General features: G+C 57.0%; 14 protein-coding genes and 1 rRNA gene. 9 read left to right on the top strand and 6 right to left on the bottom strand.

All coding sequences use genetic code 11. From position 1 onward, the window contains the following. The 5 genes from rrf to aceK all read left to right on the top strand — a co-directional run. Positions 1-103, top strand: a 5S ribosomal RNA gene (gene rrf, locus UR289_RS17665); the annotation flags it as partial. Between the two features lie 179 nt (positions 104-282). Beyond that, positions 283-1,212 (top strand): homoserine O-acetyltransferase MetA, encoded by a 930-nt coding sequence (metA, locus tag UR289_RS17660; protein WP_024906663.1) that lies wholly within the window; start codon positions 283-285, stop codon positions 1,210-1,212. Positions 1,213-1,482: 270 nt separating this feature from the next. After that, positions 1,483-3,084, top strand: a complete 1,602-nt coding sequence (gene aceB, locus UR289_RS17655; RefSeq protein WP_219940405.1) for a malate synthase A — start codon at positions 1,483-1,485, stop codon at positions 3,082-3,084. A gap of 31 nt (positions 3,085-3,115) precedes the next feature. Beyond that, positions 3,116-4,420 (top strand): isocitrate lyase, encoded by a 1,305-nt coding sequence (gene aceA / locus UR289_RS17650; protein WP_024906665.1) that lies wholly within the window; start codon positions 3,116-3,118, stop codon positions 4,418-4,420. 51 nt (positions 4,421-4,471) lie between these two features. Beyond that, positions 4,472-6,211, top strand: coding sequence for a bifunctional isocitrate dehydrogenase kinase/phosphatase (aceK, locus tag UR289_RS17645; RefSeq protein WP_087823754.1), 1,740 nt, complete (start codon positions 4,472-4,474; stop codon positions 6,209-6,211). Between the two features lie 68 nt (positions 6,212-6,279). Here aceK and iclR read toward each other — a convergent pair whose 3' ends face one another. Continuing rightward, positions 6,280-7,110 (bottom strand): glyoxylate bypass operon transcriptional repressor IclR, encoded by an 831-nt coding sequence (gene iclR, locus UR289_RS17640; protein WP_045888359.1) that lies wholly within the window; start codon positions 7,108-7,110, stop codon positions 6,280-6,282. A gap of 193 nt (positions 7,111-7,303) precedes the next feature. Between iclR and metH the strand changes: the two genes are divergently transcribed. Together metH and UR289_RS17630 are read left to right on the top strand one after the other, a co-directional pair. Continuing rightward, positions 7,304-10,987, top strand: a complete 3,684-nt coding sequence (gene metH / locus UR289_RS17635) for a methionine synthase (RefSeq protein WP_033144373.1) — start codon at positions 7,304-7,306, stop codon at positions 10,985-10,987. Positions 10,988-11,103: 116 nt separating this feature from the next. Next, a complete protein-coding gene (locus UR289_RS17630; RefSeq protein WP_064673010.1) occupies positions 11,104-12,735 on the top strand; it encodes a Na/Pi cotransporter family protein in 1,632 nt (543 codons plus the stop codon). Here the strand turns inward: UR289_RS17630 and UR289_RS17625 are convergent. Both UR289_RS17625 and UR289_RS17620 read right to left on the bottom strand, forming a co-directional pair. Then, positions 12,732-13,019, bottom strand: a complete 288-nt coding sequence (locus UR289_RS17625) for an addiction module antidote protein (protein WP_033144375.1) — start codon at positions 13,017-13,019, stop codon at positions 12,732-12,734. The genes UR289_RS17630 and UR289_RS17625 overlap by 4 nt on opposite strands. A gap of 2 nt (positions 13,020-13,021) precedes the next feature. Next, the gene (locus UR289_RS17620; RefSeq protein WP_033144376.1) at positions 13,022-13,324 is read right to left on the bottom strand and encodes a type II toxin-antitoxin system RelE/ParE family toxin; all 303 of its coding nucleotides are present in this window, start codon (positions 13,322-13,324) and stop codon (positions 13,022-13,024) included. Between the two features lie 197 nt (positions 13,325-13,521). Here UR289_RS17620 and rluF point away from each other — a divergent pair, with 197 nt between their 5' ends. Next, positions 13,522-14,394 carry a 23S rRNA pseudouridine(2604) synthase RluF gene (rluF, locus tag UR289_RS17615; protein ID WP_033144377.1) on the top strand — a complete coding sequence of 291 codons (873 nt, stop codon included), beginning with the start codon at positions 13,522-13,524 and terminating at the stop codon, positions 14,392-14,394. Here rluF and UR289_RS17610 read toward each other — a convergent pair whose 3' ends face one another. The 3 genes from UR289_RS17610 to lysC all read right to left on the bottom strand — a co-directional run bounded on the left by UR289_RS17610 (position 14,395) and on the right by lysC (position 17,105). Next, positions 14,395-14,667: a DUF3811 domain-containing protein gene (locus tag UR289_RS17610; protein ID WP_023309994.1), complete on the bottom strand. Its 273-nt coding sequence runs from the start codon at positions 14,665-14,667 to the stop codon at positions 14,395-14,397. It lies immediately after the preceding gene. A gap of 50 nt (positions 14,668-14,717) precedes the next feature. Then, positions 14,718-15,662 carry a ketopantoate/pantoate/pantothenate transporter PanS gene (panS, locus tag UR289_RS17605; protein ID WP_039264165.1) on the bottom strand — a complete coding sequence of 315 codons (945 nt, stop codon included), beginning with the start codon at positions 15,660-15,662 and terminating at the stop codon, positions 14,718-14,720. A gap of 93 nt (positions 15,663-15,755) precedes the next feature. Beyond that, positions 15,756-17,105, bottom strand: coding sequence for a lysine-sensitive aspartokinase 3 (gene lysC, locus UR289_RS17600; RefSeq protein ID WP_023309996.1), 1,350 nt, complete (start codon positions 17,103-17,105; stop codon positions 15,756-15,758). 374 nt (positions 17,106-17,479) lie between these two features. Here lysC and pgi point away from each other — a divergent pair, with 374 nt between their 5' ends. Further along, positions 17,480-19,129, top strand: coding sequence for a glucose-6-phosphate isomerase (gene pgi, locus UR289_RS17595; protein WP_048977787.1), 1,650 nt, complete (start codon positions 17,480-17,482; stop codon positions 19,127-19,129). The last annotated feature ends 127 nt before the right edge of the window (positions 19,130-19,256 follow it).

Here is a 19,256-nt window from a genome sequence, read left to right as displayed (position 1 = left end):
GCGCGGTGGTCCCACCTGACCCCATGCCGAACTCAGAAGTGAAACGCCGTAGCGCCGATGGTAGTGTGGGGTCTCCCCATGTGAGAGTAGGGAACTGCCAGGCATCAATTAGAAGAACCCCGTACCGTAAGGTGCGGGGTTTTTTGCTTTTGTTTTTCCCTCTCCCCCTTCTTGAAACTTTCTCACCTTCTTCTTGCAGACTCGACATTATGCCCGTTTCTGGGTATCGTTAGCTATCTGGATGTCTAAACGTTTATACGTATGCTGTGAGGATATTAAGTTATGCCGATTCGGGTGCAGGACGAGCTACCAGCCGTCAATTTCTTGCGTGAAGAAAACGTCTTCGTCATGACGGCTTCGCGTGCGACAGGTCAGGAAATTCGCCCGCTGAAGGTGCTTATTCTCAATCTGATGCCAAAAAAGATCGAAACAGAAAACCAGTTCCTGCGTCTTCTGTCGAACTCTCCGCTGCAGGTGGATATCCAGCTGCTGCGAATCGATGCCCGTGAATCACGTAACACGCCATCTGAGCATCTGAACAACTTCTACTGTAACTTCGATGACATTCAGGGTGAAAACTTTGACGGATTGATTGTGACCGGCGCGCCGCTCGGCCTGGTTGAATTTAACGATGTCGCCTACTGGCCGCAGATCAAACAGGTTCTGGAGTGGGCAAAAGATCACGTTACCTCCACATTGTTTGTCTGTTGGGCGGTACAAGCCGCACTGAATATTCTTTATGGCATCCCCAAGCAAACCCGCACTGAAAAGCTCTCTGGCGTATACGAACACCACATTCTTCACCCGCACGCTTTGCTGACGCGTGGTTTCGATGACTCTTTCCTGGCCCCGCATTCGCGCTACGCCGATTTCCCGGCCCAGCTGATTCGTGATTACACCGATCTGGAGATCCTGGCCGAAACGGAAGACGGAGATGCTTACCTGTTTGCCAGCAAGGATAAACGCATTGCTTTTGTGACCGGACATCCTGAGTACGATCCGCATACCCTCGCATCAGAGTATTTCCGTGATGTCGAAGCGGGTCTTAATCCGGATGTACCGTACAACTATTTCCCGAAAGACGATCCGCAAAACAAACCGAGAGCAACCTGGCGCAGCCACGGAAATTTGCTTTTCACTAACTGGCTCAACTATTACGTCTACCAGATAACGCCATACGATCTGCGTCACATGAATCCAACGCTGGAGTAATCTTCTGCACTAAACGATCCTAAAGCGTTTCAGCTATTCAAATCAGGCACCTTCGGGTGCCTTTTTTATTTCCGAAATGTCGCCCACCCTCCAGTTAAACTTTAATTTCAATAAAATCAGGCAATTAAATTCAATATTAAATTAAAATGGAAATTGTTTTTGATTTTAGAAAAAATATAGATAGTCTTAATTCTGCTGAGCGAAAACTACCCAACGATCTTTCGTTCGCATCGGGGGCGTGATTTTGGATCTTTGATGAGGAGCAGAGTAATGACTCAACAGGCAACGACGGTCGATGAACTGGCCTTTACCCAGCCGTATGGTGATCAAGAACAGCAAGTTTTGACGGCGGAAGCGGTAGAATTTCTCACTGAACTGGTGACCCGCTTTACGCCGCAGCGTAATAAGCTGCTGGCGGCACGCATTCATCAGCAGCAGGAAATTGACGATGGCAAGTTGCCTGGCTTCATTTCGGAAACCGCTTCCATTCGTCGCGGCGAATGGAAAATCCGCGGCATCCCTGAAGATTTACAGGATCGTCGCGTTGAGATCACCGGTCCGGTAGAACGCAAAATGGTGATCAACGCCATGAACGCCAACGTTAAAGTCTTCATGGCCGATTTTGAAGACTCTCTGGCGCCGGACTGGCGTAAGGTCATCGAGGGGCAGATCAACCTGCGCGACGCCGTGAACGGCACCATCAGCTATACCAACGAAGCCGGCAAAATTTACCAGCTCAAACCAAACCCGGCGGTGTTGATCTGTCGCGTGCGCGGCCTGCACCTGCCTGAAAAACATGTCACCTGGCGTGGGGAAGCCATTCCGGGCAGCCTGTTTGATTTCGCACTCTATTTCTTCCACAACTACAAGAACCTGCTGGCAAAAGGCAGCGGCCCTTATTTCTATCTGCCAAAAACGCAGGCCTGGCAGGAAGCGGCCTGGTGGAGCGAAGTGTTCAGCTACGCGGAAGATCGTTTCAACCTGCCGCGCGGCACCATCAAAGCCACGCTGCTAATTGAAACGCTGCCTGCCGTGTTCCAGATGAATGAAATTCTGCACGCCCTGCGCGACCACATTGTCGGCCTGAACTGCGGACGCTGGGACTATATTTTCAGCTACATCAAAACCCTGAAAAACTATCCCGACCGCGTGTTGCCGGATCGCCAGGTCGTGACCATGGATAAACCGTTCCTGAGCGCTTACTCGCGCCTGCTGATCAAAACCTGCCATAAGCGCGGCGCCTTTGCGATGGGCGGCATGGCGGCATTTATCCCGAGCAAAGACGCAGAACGCAACAATCAGGTGCTCAACAAGGTTAAAGCCGACAAAGAGCTTGAAGCCCGTAACGGTCACGACGGCACGTGGATTGCCCATCCCGGCCTGGCCGATACGGCGATGGAGGTCTTTAACCGCGTTCTCGGCGACAACAAAAACCAGCTGTTTGTCACGCGCGAAGACGATGCCCCAACGGCTGAAGAACAGCTGCTGGCACCGTGCGCGGGCGAGCGTACGGAAGAGGGCATGCGTGCCAATATCCGCGTCGCGGTCCAGTACATCGAAGCGTGGATCTCCGGCAACGGCTGCGTACCTATCTACGGCCTGATGGAAGATGCCGCGACGGCGGAGATTTCACGTACCTCCATCTGGCAGTGGATCCACCATCAAAAAACGCTCAGCAACGGCAAACCGGTGACCAAGACCCTGTTCCGCCAGATGCTGGCCGAAGAGATGCGGGTGATCCAGGACGAGCTGGGCGAGCACCGCTTCAGCAGCGGACGTTTTGACGACGCCGCGCGCCTGATGGAGCAAATCACCACATCAGATGACTTAATCGACTTCCTGACCCTGCCGGGCTACCGCTTCCTGGCGTAACTCACCACATAACAATATGGAGCATCTGCACATGAAAACCCGTACCCAACAAATCGAAGAGTTGAAGAAAGAGTGGACACAGCCTCGCTGGGAAGGCATCCGCCGTCCTTACAGCGCGGAGGAAGTGGTGAAATTACGCGGCTCGGTCAATCCGGAATGCACGCTGGCACAGAACGGTGCGGCGAAAATGTGGAAGCTGCTGCACGGTGGCTCTAAAAAGGGCTACATCAACAGCCTCGGCGCGCTGACCGGCGGTCAGGCGCTGCAGCAGGCGAAGGCCGGTATTGAAGCTATCTATCTCTCCGGCTGGCAGGTTGCGGCGGACGCTAACCTGGCGTCCAGCATGTACCCGGATCAGTCGCTCTATCCGGCTAACTCCGTGCCGTCGGTGGTGGATCGGATCAACAATACCTTCCGCCGTGCGGATCAGATCCAGTGGGCTGCCGGTATCGAACCTGGCGATCCGCGCTTTATTGACTACTTCCTGCCGATCGTCGCGGATGCGGAAGCGGGCTTCGGCGGTGTGCTGAACGCCTTCGAGCTGATGAAATCGATGATTGAGGCCGGTGCAGCGGCCGTTCACTTCGAAGACCAGCTGGCGTCAGTGAAAAAATGCGGACACATGGGCGGTAAGGTGCTGGTTCCTACACAGGAAGCCGTACAGAAGCTGGTTGCCGCGCGTCTGGCCGCGGACGTGCTCGGCGTGCCGACGCTGGTGATTGCCCGTACCGATGCGGACGCGGCGGACCTGATCACCTCTGACTGCGACCCGTACGACAGCGAGTTCATCACCGGCGAGCGTACCAGCGAAGGTTTCTACCGTACCCATGCCGGCATTGAACAGGCGATCAGCCGCGGCCTGGCGTACGCGCCTTACGCGGACCTGGTCTGGTGTGAAACCTCCACGCCGGATCTGGCGCTGGCAAAACGCTTTGCCGACGCCATCCACGCGAAGTATCCGGGCAAACTGCTGGCCTATAACTGCTCGCCGTCCTTCAACTGGCAGAAAAAGCTGGATGACAAAACCATCGCCAGCTTCCAGCAGCAGCTGTCCGACATGGGCTACAAATACCAGTTCATTACCCTGGCCGGTATCCACAGCATGTGGTTCAACATGTTCGACCTGGCGCACGCCTATGCGCAGGGTGAGGGCATGAAGCACTACGTTGAGAAGGTGCAGCAGCCGGAGTTTGCGGCGGGCAAAGACGGTTATACCTTCGTGTCTCACCAGCAGGAGGTGGGGACCGGCTACTTTGACAATGTGACCACGATAATTCAGGGCGGCACCTCCTCCGTCACCGCCTTAACGGGTTCAACGGAAGAAGCACAGTTCTAATCTTTTCCCCCTCTCCCCTCTCGGGGAGAGGGCTGGGGTGAGGGGGAATATATGTCGCGTGGCCTGGAATTGCTGATTGCCCAAACTATTTTGCAGGGCTTCGATGCCCAGTATGGTCGTTTTCTTGAAGTGACATCCGGCGCGCAGCAGCGCTTCGAACATGCAGACTGGCATGCGGTTCAGCAGGCCATGAAGCAGCGTATCCATCTCTATGACCACCACGTGGGTCTGGTGGTGGAGCAGCTGCGCTGTATTACCGACGGTAAAAGCCCGGACGCGGAATTTTTACTGCGCGTGAAAGAGCACTACACCCATTTGTTACCCGATTACCCGCGCTTCGAGATTGCGGAGAGCTTTTTCAACTCCGTCTATTGTCGGTTATTTGACCACCGCTCACTATCTCCTGAGCGGTTATTTATCTTCAGCTCCCAGCCCGAGCGACGCTTTCGAACCATTCCCCGTCCGCTGGCGAAAGATTTCTTTCCCGATCGCGGATGGGAAAAGCTCCTGCACCGCGTGCTAACGGATCTGCCGCTGCGCCTGCCCTGGGAGAATAAAACCCGGGATATCGGCTATATCCACGCCCATCTCAACGAAACCTTCGGCGCGGAGGTGCTCAGCCGCAGCCATTTGCAGGTGGCCAACGAGCTTTTCTACCGCAATAAAGCCGCCTGGCTGGTGGGCAAACTGGTTACGCCGACCGCCATTGTGCCGTTTCTGCTGCCGATCCACCGTACCGACGACGGGGAACTGTTTGTCGATACCTGCCTGACCACCAGCGCCGAGGCCAGCATCGTGTTTGGCTTCGCCCGCTCCTATTTCATGGTGTACGCCCCGCTGCCTGCCGCCCTGGTGGAGTGGCTGCGTGAGATCCTGCCGGGCAAAACCACCGCCGAGCTGTATATGGCGATTGGCTGCCAGAAGCACGCCAAAACGGAAAGTTACCGGGAGTACCTGCGCTATGTCACCGCGGCCGATGAGCAGTTTATCGAAGCGCCCGGCATTCGCGGTATGGTGATGCTGGTGTTTACGCTGCCGGGCTTTGACCGGGTCTTTAAGGTGATTAAAGACAGATTCGCGCCGCAGAAAGAGATGACCGCCGCGCACGTTCGCGCCTGCTATCAGCTGGTTAAAGAGCACGACCGCGTCGGGCGCATGGCGGATACCCAGGAGTTCGAAAACTTTGTGCTGGATAAACAGCAGATCGACCCGGCGCTCATGGCGCTGTTAATGCAGGAAACGCCCGCGAAAATCACCGATCTGGGTGATAAAATCGTGATTAGCCATCTCTACATTGAACGCCGCATGGTACCGCTGAATATCTGGCTTGAGCAGTCCGAAGGCCAGGCGCTGCGGGATGCCATTGAAGAATACGGTAACGCGATTCGCCAGCTTGCCGCCGCCAATATTTTCCCGGGCGACATGCTGTTTAAAAACTTCGGCGTCACCCGTCACGGGCGGGTGGTGTTCTACGACTACGACGAAATTTGCTACATGACCGAAGTGAATTTCCGCGATATACCACAGCCCCGCTACCCGGAAGACGAGCTTTCCGGCGAGCCGTGGTACAGCGTCTCGCCGGGCGATGTGTTTCCGGAGGAGTTTCGCCACTGGCTGTGCGCCGACCCGCGCATCGGGCCGTTATTTGAAGAGATGCATGAGGATCTGTTCCGCGCCAGCTACTGGCGCGGGCTGCAAACGCGGATCAAAAATGGGCATGTCGAAGATGTGTACGCTTACCGCCGCAAGCAGAGGTTTTGCATTAGGTTTGCACCCTCTCTAGCAGGGTGAGGGCATCAGATTTTCTCCCTCTCCCTGCGGGAGAGGGCCGGGGTGAGGGCATCAGGCCGCACTCAATCTCAACGAATCCCACCGTACGCCAGCGTCACCTCTTTCGCCGCCTTAATCACCAGCGCGCCCAGCTCGGTCACGCGGTCGTCGGTCATCCGCGAAATCGGCCCGGAGATGGATATGGCGGCAAACGGCTCGCGGTGCTCGTCAAAAATACAGGCCGCGAGGCAGCGCAGGCCCAGGGCATGTTCTTCATCATCAAACGAATAGCCGCGCTTGCGGGTCAGGGCCAGATCTTCTTTCAGATGCACGGGCGACACCAGCGTGGCGTGGGTATAGGCGTGCAGCCCTTTACGGTGCAGCAGTCCCGTCACCTGCTCTTCGCTCAGCTGCGAAAGAAACGCTTTCCCCGCCCCGGAGGCATGCATCGGCAGCTTGCCGCCAATCGGTGCGGACATGCGCATCAGCTGCGTGCACTGCACCTGGTCGATGATAATCGCCTGGTGGTCGCTCTGGTCCAGCACCGCCAGGTTTACGGTCTCGCCGGACTCCTCCATCAGCTTGCGCAGAATCGGGTGCACAATCGCCAGCAGGTTGCGGCTCTGCAGGAAGCTGCTGCCGACGATAAACGCATGCGCGCCCACCGCCCAGTGCCCCAGCTCGCCGACCTGGCGGACAAAGCCCAGCTGCTGCATGGTGGTCAGCAGGCGGTGCGTCGTGGAGTTCGGCAGGCCAGCCTGCTGGGCCAGCTCGGTCAGGGCCACGCTGCTGTGCGACTCGGCTATCCACTCCAGCAGCTTCAAACCGCGCGTGAGCGATTGAACCTGTCCGCCCTGTTGTGCGGCGGCGGTGGTGGCAGCAGGTTTTCTGCCGCGTTTAGCGGGAACGGTCGCGACCATGACGATCTCCTTTTTCTGTATCGTGGAAATCATTTTCGTTTTATTTGGTGAATTTGCAACCGTTATCCTGACTGATCGGAGGAGTGATGGTGAACATGTCTCATGTTACCGCTGTGCGGCTTTTCCACCCTGCGAGATTATGCCAGTATGGAACGCAGCCTTTTGGCCTTGTTGAGCGTTGTCGGGAGCAAGTGTGAGCAGCAAAGTAGAGCAACTGCGTGCGCAGTTAAATGAACGAATTCTGGTGCTGGACGGCGGCATGGGCACCATGATCCAGGGGTATCGTCTGAGTGAAGACGATTTCCGCGGCGAACGCTTTGCCGACTGGCCCTGCGACCTGAAAGGGAACAACGACCTGCTGGTGCTCAGCAAGCCGTCCGTTATTAAGGATATCCACAACGCCTACTTCGAAGCGGGTGCGGATATCGTTGAAACCAACACCTTTAACTCGACAACTATCGCCATGGCGGATTACCAGATGGAATCCCTGTCGGCGGAAATCAACCTGGAAGCCGCGAAGCTGGCGCGCGCCTGCGCCGACGAGTGGACGGCCCGCACGCCGGACAAGCCTCGCTACGTTGCCGGGGTGCTTGGCCCGACGAACCGCACCGCGTCGATTTCACCGGACGTCAACGACCCGGCGTTTCGTAATATCACCTTCGATCAGCTGGTTGCGGCCTACCGTGAATCGACCAAAGCGCTGGTGGAAGGCGGTTCCGATCTGATCCTGATTGAAACCGTATTCGACACCCTCAACGCCAAAGCCGCGATTTACGCGGTGAAAGAGGAATTTGAAGCGCTCGGCGTTGACCTGCCAATCATGATTTCCGGCACCATCACCGACGCCTCCGGCCGTACCCTGTCCGGCCAGACAACCGAAGCGTTTTATAACTCCCTGCGCCACGCCGAAGCGCTCTCCTTTGGCCTGAACTGCGCGCTGGGGCCGGATGAGCTGCGTCAGTACGTGCAGGAGCTTTCCCGGATCGCGGAATGCTACGTCACCGCCCACCCGAACGCCGGTCTGCCAAACGCGTTTGGTGAATACGATCTCGATGCCGACACCATGGCGGCGCAAATCCGCGAGTGGGCCGAGTCTGGCTTCCTGAACATTGTCGGCGGCTGCTGCGGCACCACGCCGGAGCATATCGCGGCCATGAGCAACGCCGTGGCCGGTCTGCCGCCGCGCAAGCTGCCCGAGCTTCCGGTTGCCTGTCGTCTGTCCGGCCTGGAGCCGTTGACCATCGGCGACGACAGCCTGTTTGTGAACGTGGGTGAGCGTACTAACGTCACCGGTTCCGCAAAGTTCAAACGCCTGATTAAAGAAGAGAAGTACAGCGAAGCGCTGGACGTTGCCCGCCAGCAGGTAGAAAGCGGCGCGCAGATTATCGATATCAACATGGATGAGGGGATGCTCGACGCCGAAGCGGCGATGGTGCGTTTCCTCAACCTGATTGCCGGTGAGCCGGACATTGCCCGCGTGCCGATCATGATTGACTCCTCCAAGTGGGAAGTCATCGAAAAAGGGCTGAAGTGCATCCAGGGTAAAGGCATCGTCAACTCCATATCGATGAAAGAGGGTGTCGATATCTTTATCCACCACGCGAAGATGGTCCGCCGCTACGGTGCCGCCGTGGTGGTGATGGCCTTTGACGAAGTGGGTCAGGCCGATACCCGCGAGCGCAAAATCGAGATTTGCCGCCGCGCGTACAAGATTTTGACCGAAGAGGTGGGCTTCCCGCCGGAAGACATTATCTTTGACCCGAATATCTTCGCCGTTGCGACCGGGATTGAAGAGCACAACAACTACGCCCAGGACTTTATCGGCGCATGTGAAGACATCAAGCGAGAGCTGCCGCATGCGCTGATCTCCGGCGGCGTATCGAACGTGTCGTTCTCGTTCCGCGGCAACGACCCGGTGCGCGAAGCGATCCACGCCGTGTTCCTCTACTACGCCATCCGCAACGGCATGGACATGGGGATCGTTAACGCCGGCCAGCTGGCGATTTACGACGACCTTCCCGCCGAGCTGCGCGACGCCGTCGAGGACGTGATCCTTAACCGCCGCGACGACGCCACCGAGCGCATGCTGGACCTGGCGGAGAAATACCGCGGCAGCAAATCGGATGAGGCGGCAAACGTTCAGCAGGCCGAGTGGCGTTCGTGGGACGTGAAAAAGCGCCTGGAATACTCGCTGGTCAAAGGCATCACCGAATTTATCGAGCTCGATACCGAAGAGGCTCGCCAGCAGGCAGCCCGCCCGATTGAGGTGATCGAAGGCCCGCTGATGGACGGCATGAACGTAGTCGGCGATCTGTTCGGTGAGGGCAAAATGTTCCTGCCGCAGGTGGTGAAATCCGCCCGCGTGATGAAGCAGGCAGTGGCCTATCTGGAGCCCTACATCGAAGCCAGCAAAGAGAAAGGCTCCAGCAACGGCAAGATGGTTATCGCCACCGTGAAGGGCGACGTGCACGACATCGGCAAGAACATCGTTGGCGTAGTGCTGCAGTGTAATAACTACGAGATTATCGACCTCGGCGTGATGGTCCCGGCGGACAAAATCCTCAAGACCGCGCGCGAAGTGAACGCCGACCTGATTGGCCTCTCCGGGCTGATTACGCCGTCGCTCGACGAAATGGTCAACGTGGCAAAAGAGATGGAGCGACAGGGCTTCACCATTCCGTTACTGATTGGCGGGGCGACCACCTCGAAAGCGCACACGGCGGTGAAAATCGAGCAGAACTACAGCGGCCCGACGGTCTACGTGCAGAACGCCTCGCGTACGGTGGGCGTGGTCTCCGCGCTGCTCTCCGACACCCAGCGCGACGATTTTGTGGCACGCACCCGCAAAGAGTACGAAACCGTTCGCATCCAGCACGGCCGTAAGAAGCCGCGCACCCCGCCTGTTTCGCTGCAGGCGGCGCGCGACAACGATCTGGCCTTCGACTGGTCCAGCTACACGCCGCCGGTCGCACACCGTCTGGGCGTGCAGGACGTGACGGCCAGCATCGAGACGCTGCGCAACTACATCGACTGGACGCCGTTCTTTATGACCTGGTCGCTGGCGGGCAAATATCCGCGCATCCTGGAAGACGAGGTGGTTGGCGAGGAGGCGAAGCGCCTGTTTAAAGATGCCAACGATATGCTCGACACGCTGAGCGCAGAGAAAAGCCTCAACCCGCGCGGCGTGGTGGGCCTGTTCCCGGCGAACCGCGTGGGCGACGACATCGAAATCTATCGCGATGAAACCCGCACCCACGTGCTAGCGGTCAGCCGCCATCTGCGCCAGCAAACCGAGAAAGTGGGCTTTGCCAACTACTGCCTGGCCGATTTCGTCGCGCCGAAGCTGAGTGGTAAAGCCGACTATATCGGCGCCTTTGCGGTGACCGGCGGTCTGGAGGAAGACGCGCTGGCGGACGCGTTCGAAGCGCAGCACGATGATTACAATAAAATCATGGTGAAAGCGATTGCCGACCGCCTGGCGGAAGCCTTCGCCGAGTACCTCCACGAGCGCGTGCGTAAGGTGCACTGGGGCTACGCGGCGAATGAAAACCTCAGCAACGAGGATCTGATCCGCGAAAACTACCAGGGGATTCGCCCGGCGCCGGGATACCCGGCCTGTCCGGAACACACCGAAAAAGGCACCATCTGGAAACTGCTGGACGTGGAAGCCCATACCGGCATGAAGCTCACCGAGTCGTTCGCCATGTGGCCAGGCGCGTCCGTTTCCGGCTGGTACTTCAGCCATCCGGACAGCAAGTACTTTGCCGTGGCGCAGCTGCAGCGGGATCAGATTGAAGATTACGCCCTGCGCAAAGGCATGAGCGTGTCTGAAGTGGAGCGCTGGCTGGCGCCTAATCTCGGCTACGACGCCGACTAAAATCACTTTTCCTTACAACAAACAGGGCGCTCATTGGGCGCCCTGTCTCTTTCTTACGTTTAAACCCTTATACTGAACCTATGGAAAACGAATAACGATAAGGAGGAAAACCTTCCGTGCTGACCCTGTTACACCTGCTCTCTGCAGTCGCCCTGCTCGTATGGGGCACCCATATCGTCCGTACCGGCGTGATGCGCGTATTTGGCGCGCGCTTGCGTACCGTTCTCAGCAGCAGCGTTGAGAAGAAGCCGCTCGCCTTCTGCGCGGGCATTGGCGTAACGGCACTGGTGCAGAGCAGTAACGCCACGACACTGCTTGTGACCTCCTTTGTGGCGCAGGATTTGGTGGCGCTGGCCCCGGCGCTGGTGATTGTGCTGGGTGCGGATGTAGGTACCGCGCTGATGGCGCGTGTTCTGACGTTCGATCTCTCCTGGCTGTCGCCGCTGCTGATTTTTATCGGTGTTATCTTCTTCCTCGGCCGCAAACAGACGCGCGCCGGGCAGCTCGGGCGCGTAGGGATTGGCCTCGGGCTGATCCTGCTGGCGCTGGAGCTGATTGTGCAGGCGGTCACGCCAATCACCGAGGCCAATGGCGTTCAGGTCATCTTCGCCTCCCTGACCGGGGACATCATGCTGGACGCGCTCATTGGCGCGGTGTTTGCTATCGTCAGCTACTCCAGCCTGGCGGCGGTCCTGCTGACGGCCACGCTTACCGCCGCAGGGGCGATCTCTTTCCCGGTAGCGCTGTGTCTGGTGATCGGGGCCAACCTCGGCTCCGGCCTGCTGGCGATGCTTAACAACAGCGCGGCCAATGCCGCCGCCCGCCGCGTGGCGCTGGGCAGCCTGCTGTTTAAGCTGGTGGGCAGCCTGATTATCCTGCCCTTTATCCACCCGCTGGCGAACCTGATGGACAATCTCCCGCTGCCGAAGGCGGAGCTGGTGATCTACTTCCACGTGTTCTACAACCTGGTGCGCTGCCTGGCGATGGTGCCTTTTGCCGGGCCGATGGCCCGCTTCTGCGAGCGTCTCATTCAGGACGAACCGGAGCTGGATGCGCGCCTGAAGCCGAAGCACCTGGATACGTCCGCTCTGGATACCCCGGCGCTGGCGCTGGCGAATGCCGCGCGCGAGACGCTGCGCATGGGCGACGCAATGGAAACCATGCTCGAAGGCCTGCAAAAGGTGATGCACGGCGAGCCGCGTGAAGAGAAAGAACTGCGCAGACTGGCGGACGATATCAACGTGCTCTATACCGCCATTAAGCTTTACCTGGCGCGTATGCCGCAGGACGAGCTGGCGGAAGAGGAGTCCCGCCGCTGGGCGGAAATCATCGAGATGTCGCTTAACCTTGAGCAGGCCTCGGATATCGTGGAGCGTATGGGCAGCGAGATCGCCGACAAATCCCTTGCCGCGCGTCGTGCGTTTTCAGGTGAAGGCCTGAAGGAGCTGGAAGCGCTGCACGAACAGCTGGTCAGCAACCTCAAGTTGGCGATGCTGGTCTTCTTCTCCAGCGACGTGCCGAGCGCGCGCCGCCTGCGACGCAACAAGCATCGTTTCCGCATTCTGAACCGCCGCTACTCGCACGCCCACGTTGAGCGTCTGCACCAGCAGAACGTGCAGAGTATCGAAACCAGTTCGCTGCACTTGGGGCTGCTGGGGGATATGAAGCGTCTCAACTCGTTGTTCTGCGCGGTGGCGTACAGCGTGATGGAACAGCCGGATGAAGACGACGAGCGGGATGAGTATTAATCTCCAGCGTGTTTGATTGTTAGCCCAAGACCCAATGCTTTCATGACCGCCAGAGTGGTTTTAAGCGTTGGGTTTCCTTTATCACTGAACGATCGATACAGTTGCTCTCGTGATAGGCCAGTTTGCTGTGAAATGGTCGACATTCCTTTCGCTCGCGCGATGACGCCCAGAGCTTTAGCAATATACGCTGAATCGCCCGTTTCTAAGGCATCAGCCATAAACACGGCGATTTCCTCGTCATCCACCAGCGCATTGGCTGGATCGTAGGGTGTTAATTTATGCATGCTCATTCACTCCTGCCATTGGGATTGCTCAGCATTTTTGCCATAAGTATGTCTCTGGCCTGGCTGCTTTTGTCACCACCACACAACAGCACGATGATGCAATTGCCCTGGTCTTTAAAATAGATTCTGTAGCCCGGACCATAGTGGATCCTCAGCTCACTTATACCTTCGCCCACGGGTTTAATGTCGCCCGCTAAACCATTTGCCAACCGAAAGAGGCGGGAAGCGATAATGGTTTTCGCTCGCCGATCTTTTAAGTTTTGCTCCCAGCGTTGGAAGGATTCTGTCTGAACGATCTCCTTCATATTACTCCATGTGATTTATAAACTACAAATAATTGTCTCTGGAGAGTAAAGCTAAAAGGAGTTAGCTCAAGGATAAATGGCCTGACGCTAAATCCTGAAAGCGTCTCGCAAAATAAAAAACCCGTCTCAGTAACCGTCGGCTAATCTTTTTTTCCAGCCCATACCTAAGGTATATTTCGCCCTTCACAGGAGAAACTATGCTGCCAACTCAATCAACCCGATTAAACAAATACATTAGCGAGAGCGGGATCTGCTCACGTCGCGAGGCTGACCGTTACATTGAACAGGGTAACGTGTTTCTTAACGGCAAACGCGCCACCATCGGCGACCAGGTGGTCCCTGGCGATGTGGTTAAAGTGAATGGTCAGGTCATCGAACCGCGTGATGCTGAAGACCTGGTGTTTATCGCGTTGAACAAACCGGTTGGGATTGTCAGCACCACGGAAGACGGTGAGCGGGACAACATCGTTGATTTCGTGAACCACAGCAGCCGTATCTTCCCGATTGGCCGTCTGGATAAAGACTCTCAGGGGCTGATTTTCCTCACCAACCACGGCGATCTGGTCAACAAAATTCTGCGTGCCGGTAATGACCACGAGAAAGAGTATGTCGTTACGGTGAACAAGCCGGTTACGGACGAATTTATTCGTGGCATGGGCGCGGGCGTGCCGATCCTCGGTACCGTCACGAAAAAGTGTAAGGTGAAGAAAGAAGCGCCGTTCGCGTTCCGCATTACGCTGGTGCAGGGCTTAAACCGCCAGATCCGCCGTATGTGCGAGCACTTCGGTTATGAAGTGACGAAGCTGGAACGCACGCGCATCATGAACGTCAGCCTGTCCGGCATCCCGCTGGGCGAGTGGCGCGATTTAACGGATGACGAGCTGATTGAACTCTTCAAGCTTATCGAGAACTCCTCGTCCGAAGCGAAGCCGAAGGCCAAAGCCAAACCGAAAACCCAGGCGATTAAGCGCCCGGTGGTGAAGGCGCCTCAGGCGGAAGATAAGGGGCGAGGCAAGCCGGGTAATGGAAAACGCTTTACCCAGCCGGGGCGCAAAAAGAAAGGGCGCTGATTAGCGCCTTCCACGGGTAGACGTTGTGGCCGACCAGGAAAAGGTCGCCTCTGCATCGGGTTTATAAGCCTGCTCTTTTTTAAGCTTGCGGGCTTTTTTCGCCGCGGCGTCACGCTGCGCCATCAGCTTATCGATGTACTCTTTTTTCACCTGATTGGTTTCGGCGTTCGTCAGCGTGCGGCCATGTGCGATACGGGCACGGTCGAGAAGCGTTTTCAGTTCGCGCTGCTCGGCTTCCGTCATGTCTTTCTGGGTCAAACGTGGTGTAGCCATTGCTGAAGCCTCCTGATAGAGAGGCTTCAGTGTAAAGCAAGCCGCGCAAATTAACCCTGCTTCACCGCATCTTTTTTCGTTTGTTCATCAATCGGTTTGCCGGACCAGTAGCCCGCCAGCAGCGAGCCGGAGAGGTTATGCCAGACGGAGAACAGCGCGCCAGGCAGGGCCGCCAGCGGGGAGAAGTAAATTTTACCGAGCGCCGCCGCCAGGCCGGAGTTCTGCATGCCTACCTCGATTGCCAGCGTGCGGCAGGTCGATTCGTCAAAACCGAACAGCTTCCCGCCCCAGTAGCCGCCCAGCAGGCCAATCGTGTTATGCAGCACCACGGCGATAATCACGACAAAGCCCACGGAGGCAATGTGCGATGCGGAACCCGCCACCACGGCGCTGATGATTGCCAGAATGCAGACCATCGAAAACGCGGGCAGGTACGGCTCAACGGCCTTCACCACGCGCGGGAAAAGATGGTGAATGACCAGCCCCAGCGCAATCGGGATCACCACAATCTGCAGAATGCTGAGCAGCATGCCCGTCACGTCCACCTGAATATGCGCGTCCACGTACAGACGGGTTAACAGCGGCGTGGCAACGACGCCAACCAGCGTCGAAACGGACGAGATCGTGACGGAGAGCGCCACGTCGCCTTTCGCCAGGTAGATCATGACGTTGGACGCCGTGCCGCTGGCCACGCTGCCTACCAGCACCATCCCGGCGGAGAGATCGGGCGGCATCTTAAAGGCCATCGCCAGCAGCCACGCCGCAAGCGGCATCACCAGGTAGTGCAGGAAGATCCCTGCCGCGACGGGCGCAGGGCGAGACAGCACGCGTTTAAAGTCGTCGACTTTCAGATGCACGCCCATACCGAACATGATCAGCATCAGCAGCGTGGCGACCCACGGACCAATGCCCGTGAACGTGGCGGGGGTGTAATACGCGAGTACGGAGAGCAGCAGCGCCCATAACGGGAACAGCCGCGTAACGGCGGATAACATAGTGGATTCCTTGCAGTATTGTCGTGTTGTTTAGTTATGAAAAAGCCGGGTCTGTGCCCGGCTTATAGGTATTGTTTATCGTGCTAACGAATTTTATTCAAACAAATTCTGATGAAGTTTCTGCACGACCTGCTCGGCCTGATCGGCAGGCACCAGGAAGCAGAGGTTGTAGCTGGATGCGCCGTAGCAGATCATGCGGATGCTGAACGGGTCGAGCACGCCGAACACTTCTTTACCCACGCCGCAGGCGCGCGACAGCTTGTTGCCGATGATGGCAACCAGCGCCAGGTCTTCTTCTACTTCCACGCGGCACAGCTCAGACAGCTCAATCAGCAGCGACTGCGTCAGCAGCGTGTCGCCGGTGGAGGTAGAGCCTGTGGTGTCCAGCGTAAGCGCAATGCTCACTTCAGAGGTGGTGATCAGATCCACCGAGATATTGTGGCGCGCCAGAATGCCAAACACTTCCGCCAGGAAACCGCGTGAATGCAGCATATTGTGGCTGTGGAGCGTCACCAGCGTCTGGCGACGGCGCAGGGCCAGGGCGCGGAACAGCGGTGGGTTTTCCGTTTTTTTGCAGACCAGCGTCCCGCCCGCTTTCGGATCTTTACTGGAGCCGACGAAGACCGGAATATCGCTGCGCACTGCCGGCAGCAGCGTTGCCGGGTGCAGCACTTTCGCACCGAAGGTGGCCATTTCAGCCGCTTCTTCAAAGGCGATCACATCAATACGTTTAGCCGCAGAAACGACGCGCGGGTCGGTGGTGTAAATTCCCGGAACGTCAGTCCAGATATCCACGCGCGTTGCATGCAGGGCTTCGCCCAGCAGCGCGGCGGTGTAGTCGCTGCCGCCGCGGCCAAGCGTGGTGGTGCGGCCTTTTGCTTCACTGCCGATAAAGCCCTGGGTGATCACGATACCGTCTGCCAGGCGTGGTGCCAGCTGCTGATTGGTCAGCTCCGCCAGCGCCTCAACGTCCGGCTCGGCGCGGCCAAAGCGATCGCTGGTACGCATCACTTTACGCACGTCAAACCACTGCGCCTGAACGTTACGCTCGCGCATGATTTCAACAAACAGCAGGGTGGACATCAGCTCGCCGTGGCTGACCAGTTCGTCTGTCAGGGCGGTGGAGGTAGCCAGAGAGGCCGCTTCTGCCAGAGTGGTGATATTTTCCAGCAGACGTTCCACTTCCTCGCGGATGACGTTCGGGTTCTGCAGACGTTCAAGGATGTCGAACTGAATTTTGCGCAGTGCATCCAGCTTCACGAAACGTTCTGTCGCTTCCAGTCCTTCAGACAGAGAAACCAGCAGGTTCGTCACGCCGGCGGAGGCAGACAGCACCACCAGGCGGGTATTCGGATCGGCCAGCACCACATCGGCGCTGCGGTTCATGGCATCGTAATCGGCCACACTGGTGCCGCCAAATTTGGCGACCACAAAACTCGTCATAACAACCTCGTGTCAGGGAATGAATAAGCGACCATGGCACAAGAATGAAATGAAAACAGGTGCAGGCGCAAAATACGGCCCTATAAATAAAATGCGAGGGAGGTCCTGTCAATGCTGGGATTATGCGGATTTTTTATGGGGGGGTACCCCTGAGAAACAGGACTTATAACAGCGCCAGATTTTATGCTCCGTTTTAGGGCTTTTTGACCGACATTTCGCCGCCCCGGGAGGGCGCTTCAGTAGCTATACTTTTCGGGTCTTTTCACCTGTGTTTGATGCAGGCCAGGGCAATGGCATAAAAACCATCACAATTTTTATTTGCAGGCGCTACAATCGACCGCAGTCACAATTCTCAAATCAGAAGAGTATTGCTAATGAAAAACATCAACCCAACGCAGACCGCTGCCTGGCAGGCACTCCAGAAACATTTTGATGAAATGAAAGACGTCACCATCGCGGATCTGTTCGCGAAAGATGCCGATCGTTTCTCTAAGTTCTCCGCGACCTTCGACGACCTGATGCTGGTGGATTTCTCCAAAAACCGCATTACCGAAGAGACGCTGGCAAAACTGCAGGATCTGGCGAAAGAAACTGAGCTTGCCGACGCCATCAAATCCATGTTCTCCGGCGAGAAGATCAACCGTACCGAAGACCGTGCCGTGCTGCACGTGGCCCTGCGTAACCGTAGCAATACGCCAATCATCGTTGACGGCAAAGACGTCATGCCGGAAGTGAACGCGGTGCTGGAAAAGATGAAAACCTTCTCCGAAGCGATCATCTCCGGTAGCTGGAAAGGCTACACCGGCAAAGCAATCACCGACGTGGTGAACATCGGTATCGGCGGTTCTGACCTCGGTCCGTTCATGGTGACCGAAGCGCTGCGCCCGTACAAAAACCACCTCAATATGCACTTTGTGTCTAACGTCGATGGTACCCACATCGCCGAAGTGCTGAAGAACGTGAACCCGGAAACCACCCTGTTCCTGGTTGCGTCCAAAACCTTCACCACTCAGGAAACCATGACCAACGCCCACAGCGCGCGCGACTGGTTCCTGAAAACCGCAGGCGACAACAAGCACGTGGCGAAACACTTCGCGGCGCTGTCTACCAACGGTAAAGCGGTCAGCGAGTTCGGCATTGATACCGCGAACATGTTCGAGTTCTGGGACTGGGTCGGCGGCCGCTACTCCCTGTGGTCTGCGATCGGTCTGTCCATCATCCTGTCCGTGGGCTTCGACAACTTCGTCGAGCTGCTCTCCGGCGCGCACGCGATGGACAAACACTTCTCCACCACCGCACCAGAGAAAAACCTGCCGGTGCTGCTGGCGCTGATCGGTATCTGGTACAACAACTTCTTCGGCGCTGAAACCGAAGCGATTCTGCCATACGACCAGTACATGCACCGCTTTGCTGCTTACTTCCAGCAGGGCAACATGGAATCCAACGGTAAGTACGTTGACCGTAACGGCAACGCGGTGGATTACCAGACTGGCCCAATCATCTGGGGCGAGCCGGGCACCAACGGCCAGCATGCTTTCTACCAGCTGATCCACCAGGGCACCAAAATGGTACCGTGCGATTTCATCGCCCCGGCTATCACCCATAACCCGCTGTCCGACCACCATCCGAAGCTGCTGTCCAACTTCTTTGCGCAGACCGAAGCGCTGGCGTTCGGTAAATCCCGAGAAGTGGTTGAGCAGGAATACCGTGACCAGGGTAAAGATCCGGCAACCCTGGACCACGTTGTGCCGTTCAAAGTGTTCGAAGGCAACCGCCCAACCAACTCCATCCTGCTGCGCGAAATCACGCCGTTCAGCCTGGGCGCGCTGATTGCCCTGTACGAGCACAAGATCTTCACGCAGGGCGCCATCCTGAACATCTTCACCTTTGACCAGTGGGGCGTTGAGCTGGGCAAACAGCTGGCAAACCGTATTCTGCCAGAGCTGGGTGACGATAAAGCGATTGCCAGCCATGACAGCTCGACAAATGGTTTGATCAACCGTTATAAAGCCTGGCGCGCGTAATTAAAGCGTCATGAAAACGTGCCGGCTTAATGCCGGCATTTTTTTATCGGATAATTCCTGATGTCTGTTAGTTAACTCAAATTCTGAATCTGAGTTTAATCCGAAAAAGACGCTTAACCCGTTAATT

Source organism: Enterobacter sp. 302C9 (assembly GCF_034106085.1).
In the GTDB taxonomy this organism is placed as follows: Bacteria; Pseudomonadota; Gammaproteobacteria; order Enterobacterales; family Enterobacteriaceae; genus Enterobacter; species Enterobacter asburiae_B.
The sequence above is the reverse complement of the archived record's forward strand: the minus strand, read 5'-3'. Positions and strand labels throughout refer to the sequence as shown.

Excerpts from the sequence above, each read along its gene's own strand:
- metA (WP_024906663.1), top strand. The coding sequence starts at position 283 with ATGCCGATTCGGGTGCAGGACGAGCTACCAGCCGTCAATTTCTTGCGT.
- aceB (WP_219940405.1), top strand. The coding sequence starts at position 1,483 with ATGACTCAACAGGCAACGACGGTCGATGAACTGGCCTTTACCCAGCCG.
- aceA (WP_024906665.1), top strand. The coding sequence starts at position 3,116 with ATGAAAACCCGTACCCAACAAATCGAAGAGTTGAAGAAAGAGTGGACA.
- aceK (WP_087823754.1), top strand. The coding sequence starts at position 4,472 with ATGTCGCGTGGCCTGGAATTGCTGATTGCCCAAACTATTTTGCAGGGC.
- iclR (WP_045888359.1), bottom strand. The coding sequence starts at position 7,110 with ATGGTCGCGACCGTTCCCGCTAAACGCGGCAGAAAACCTGCTGCCACC.
- UR289_RS17625 (WP_033144375.1), bottom strand. The coding sequence starts at position 13,019 with ATGCATAAATTAACACCCTACGATCCAGCCAATGCGCTGGTGGATGAC.
- UR289_RS17620 (WP_033144376.1), bottom strand. The coding sequence starts at position 13,324 with ATGAAGGAGATCGTTCAGACAGAATCCTTCCAACGCTGGGAGCAAAAC.
- rluF (WP_033144377.1), top strand. The coding sequence starts at position 13,522 with ATGCTGCCAACTCAATCAACCCGATTAAACAAATACATTAGCGAGAGC.
- UR289_RS17610 (WP_023309994.1), bottom strand. The coding sequence starts at position 14,667 with ATGGCTACACCACGTTTGACCCAGAAAGACATGACGGAAGCCGAGCAG.
- panS (WP_039264165.1), bottom strand. The coding sequence starts at position 15,662 with ATGTTATCCGCCGTTACGCGGCTGTTCCCGTTATGGGCGCTGCTGCTC.
- lysC (WP_023309996.1), bottom strand. The coding sequence starts at position 17,105 with ATGACGAGTTTTGTGGTCGCCAAATTTGGCGGCACCAGTGTGGCCGAT.
- pgi (WP_048977787.1), top strand. The coding sequence starts at position 17,480 with ATGAAAAACATCAACCCAACGCAGACCGCTGCCTGGCAGGCACTCCAG.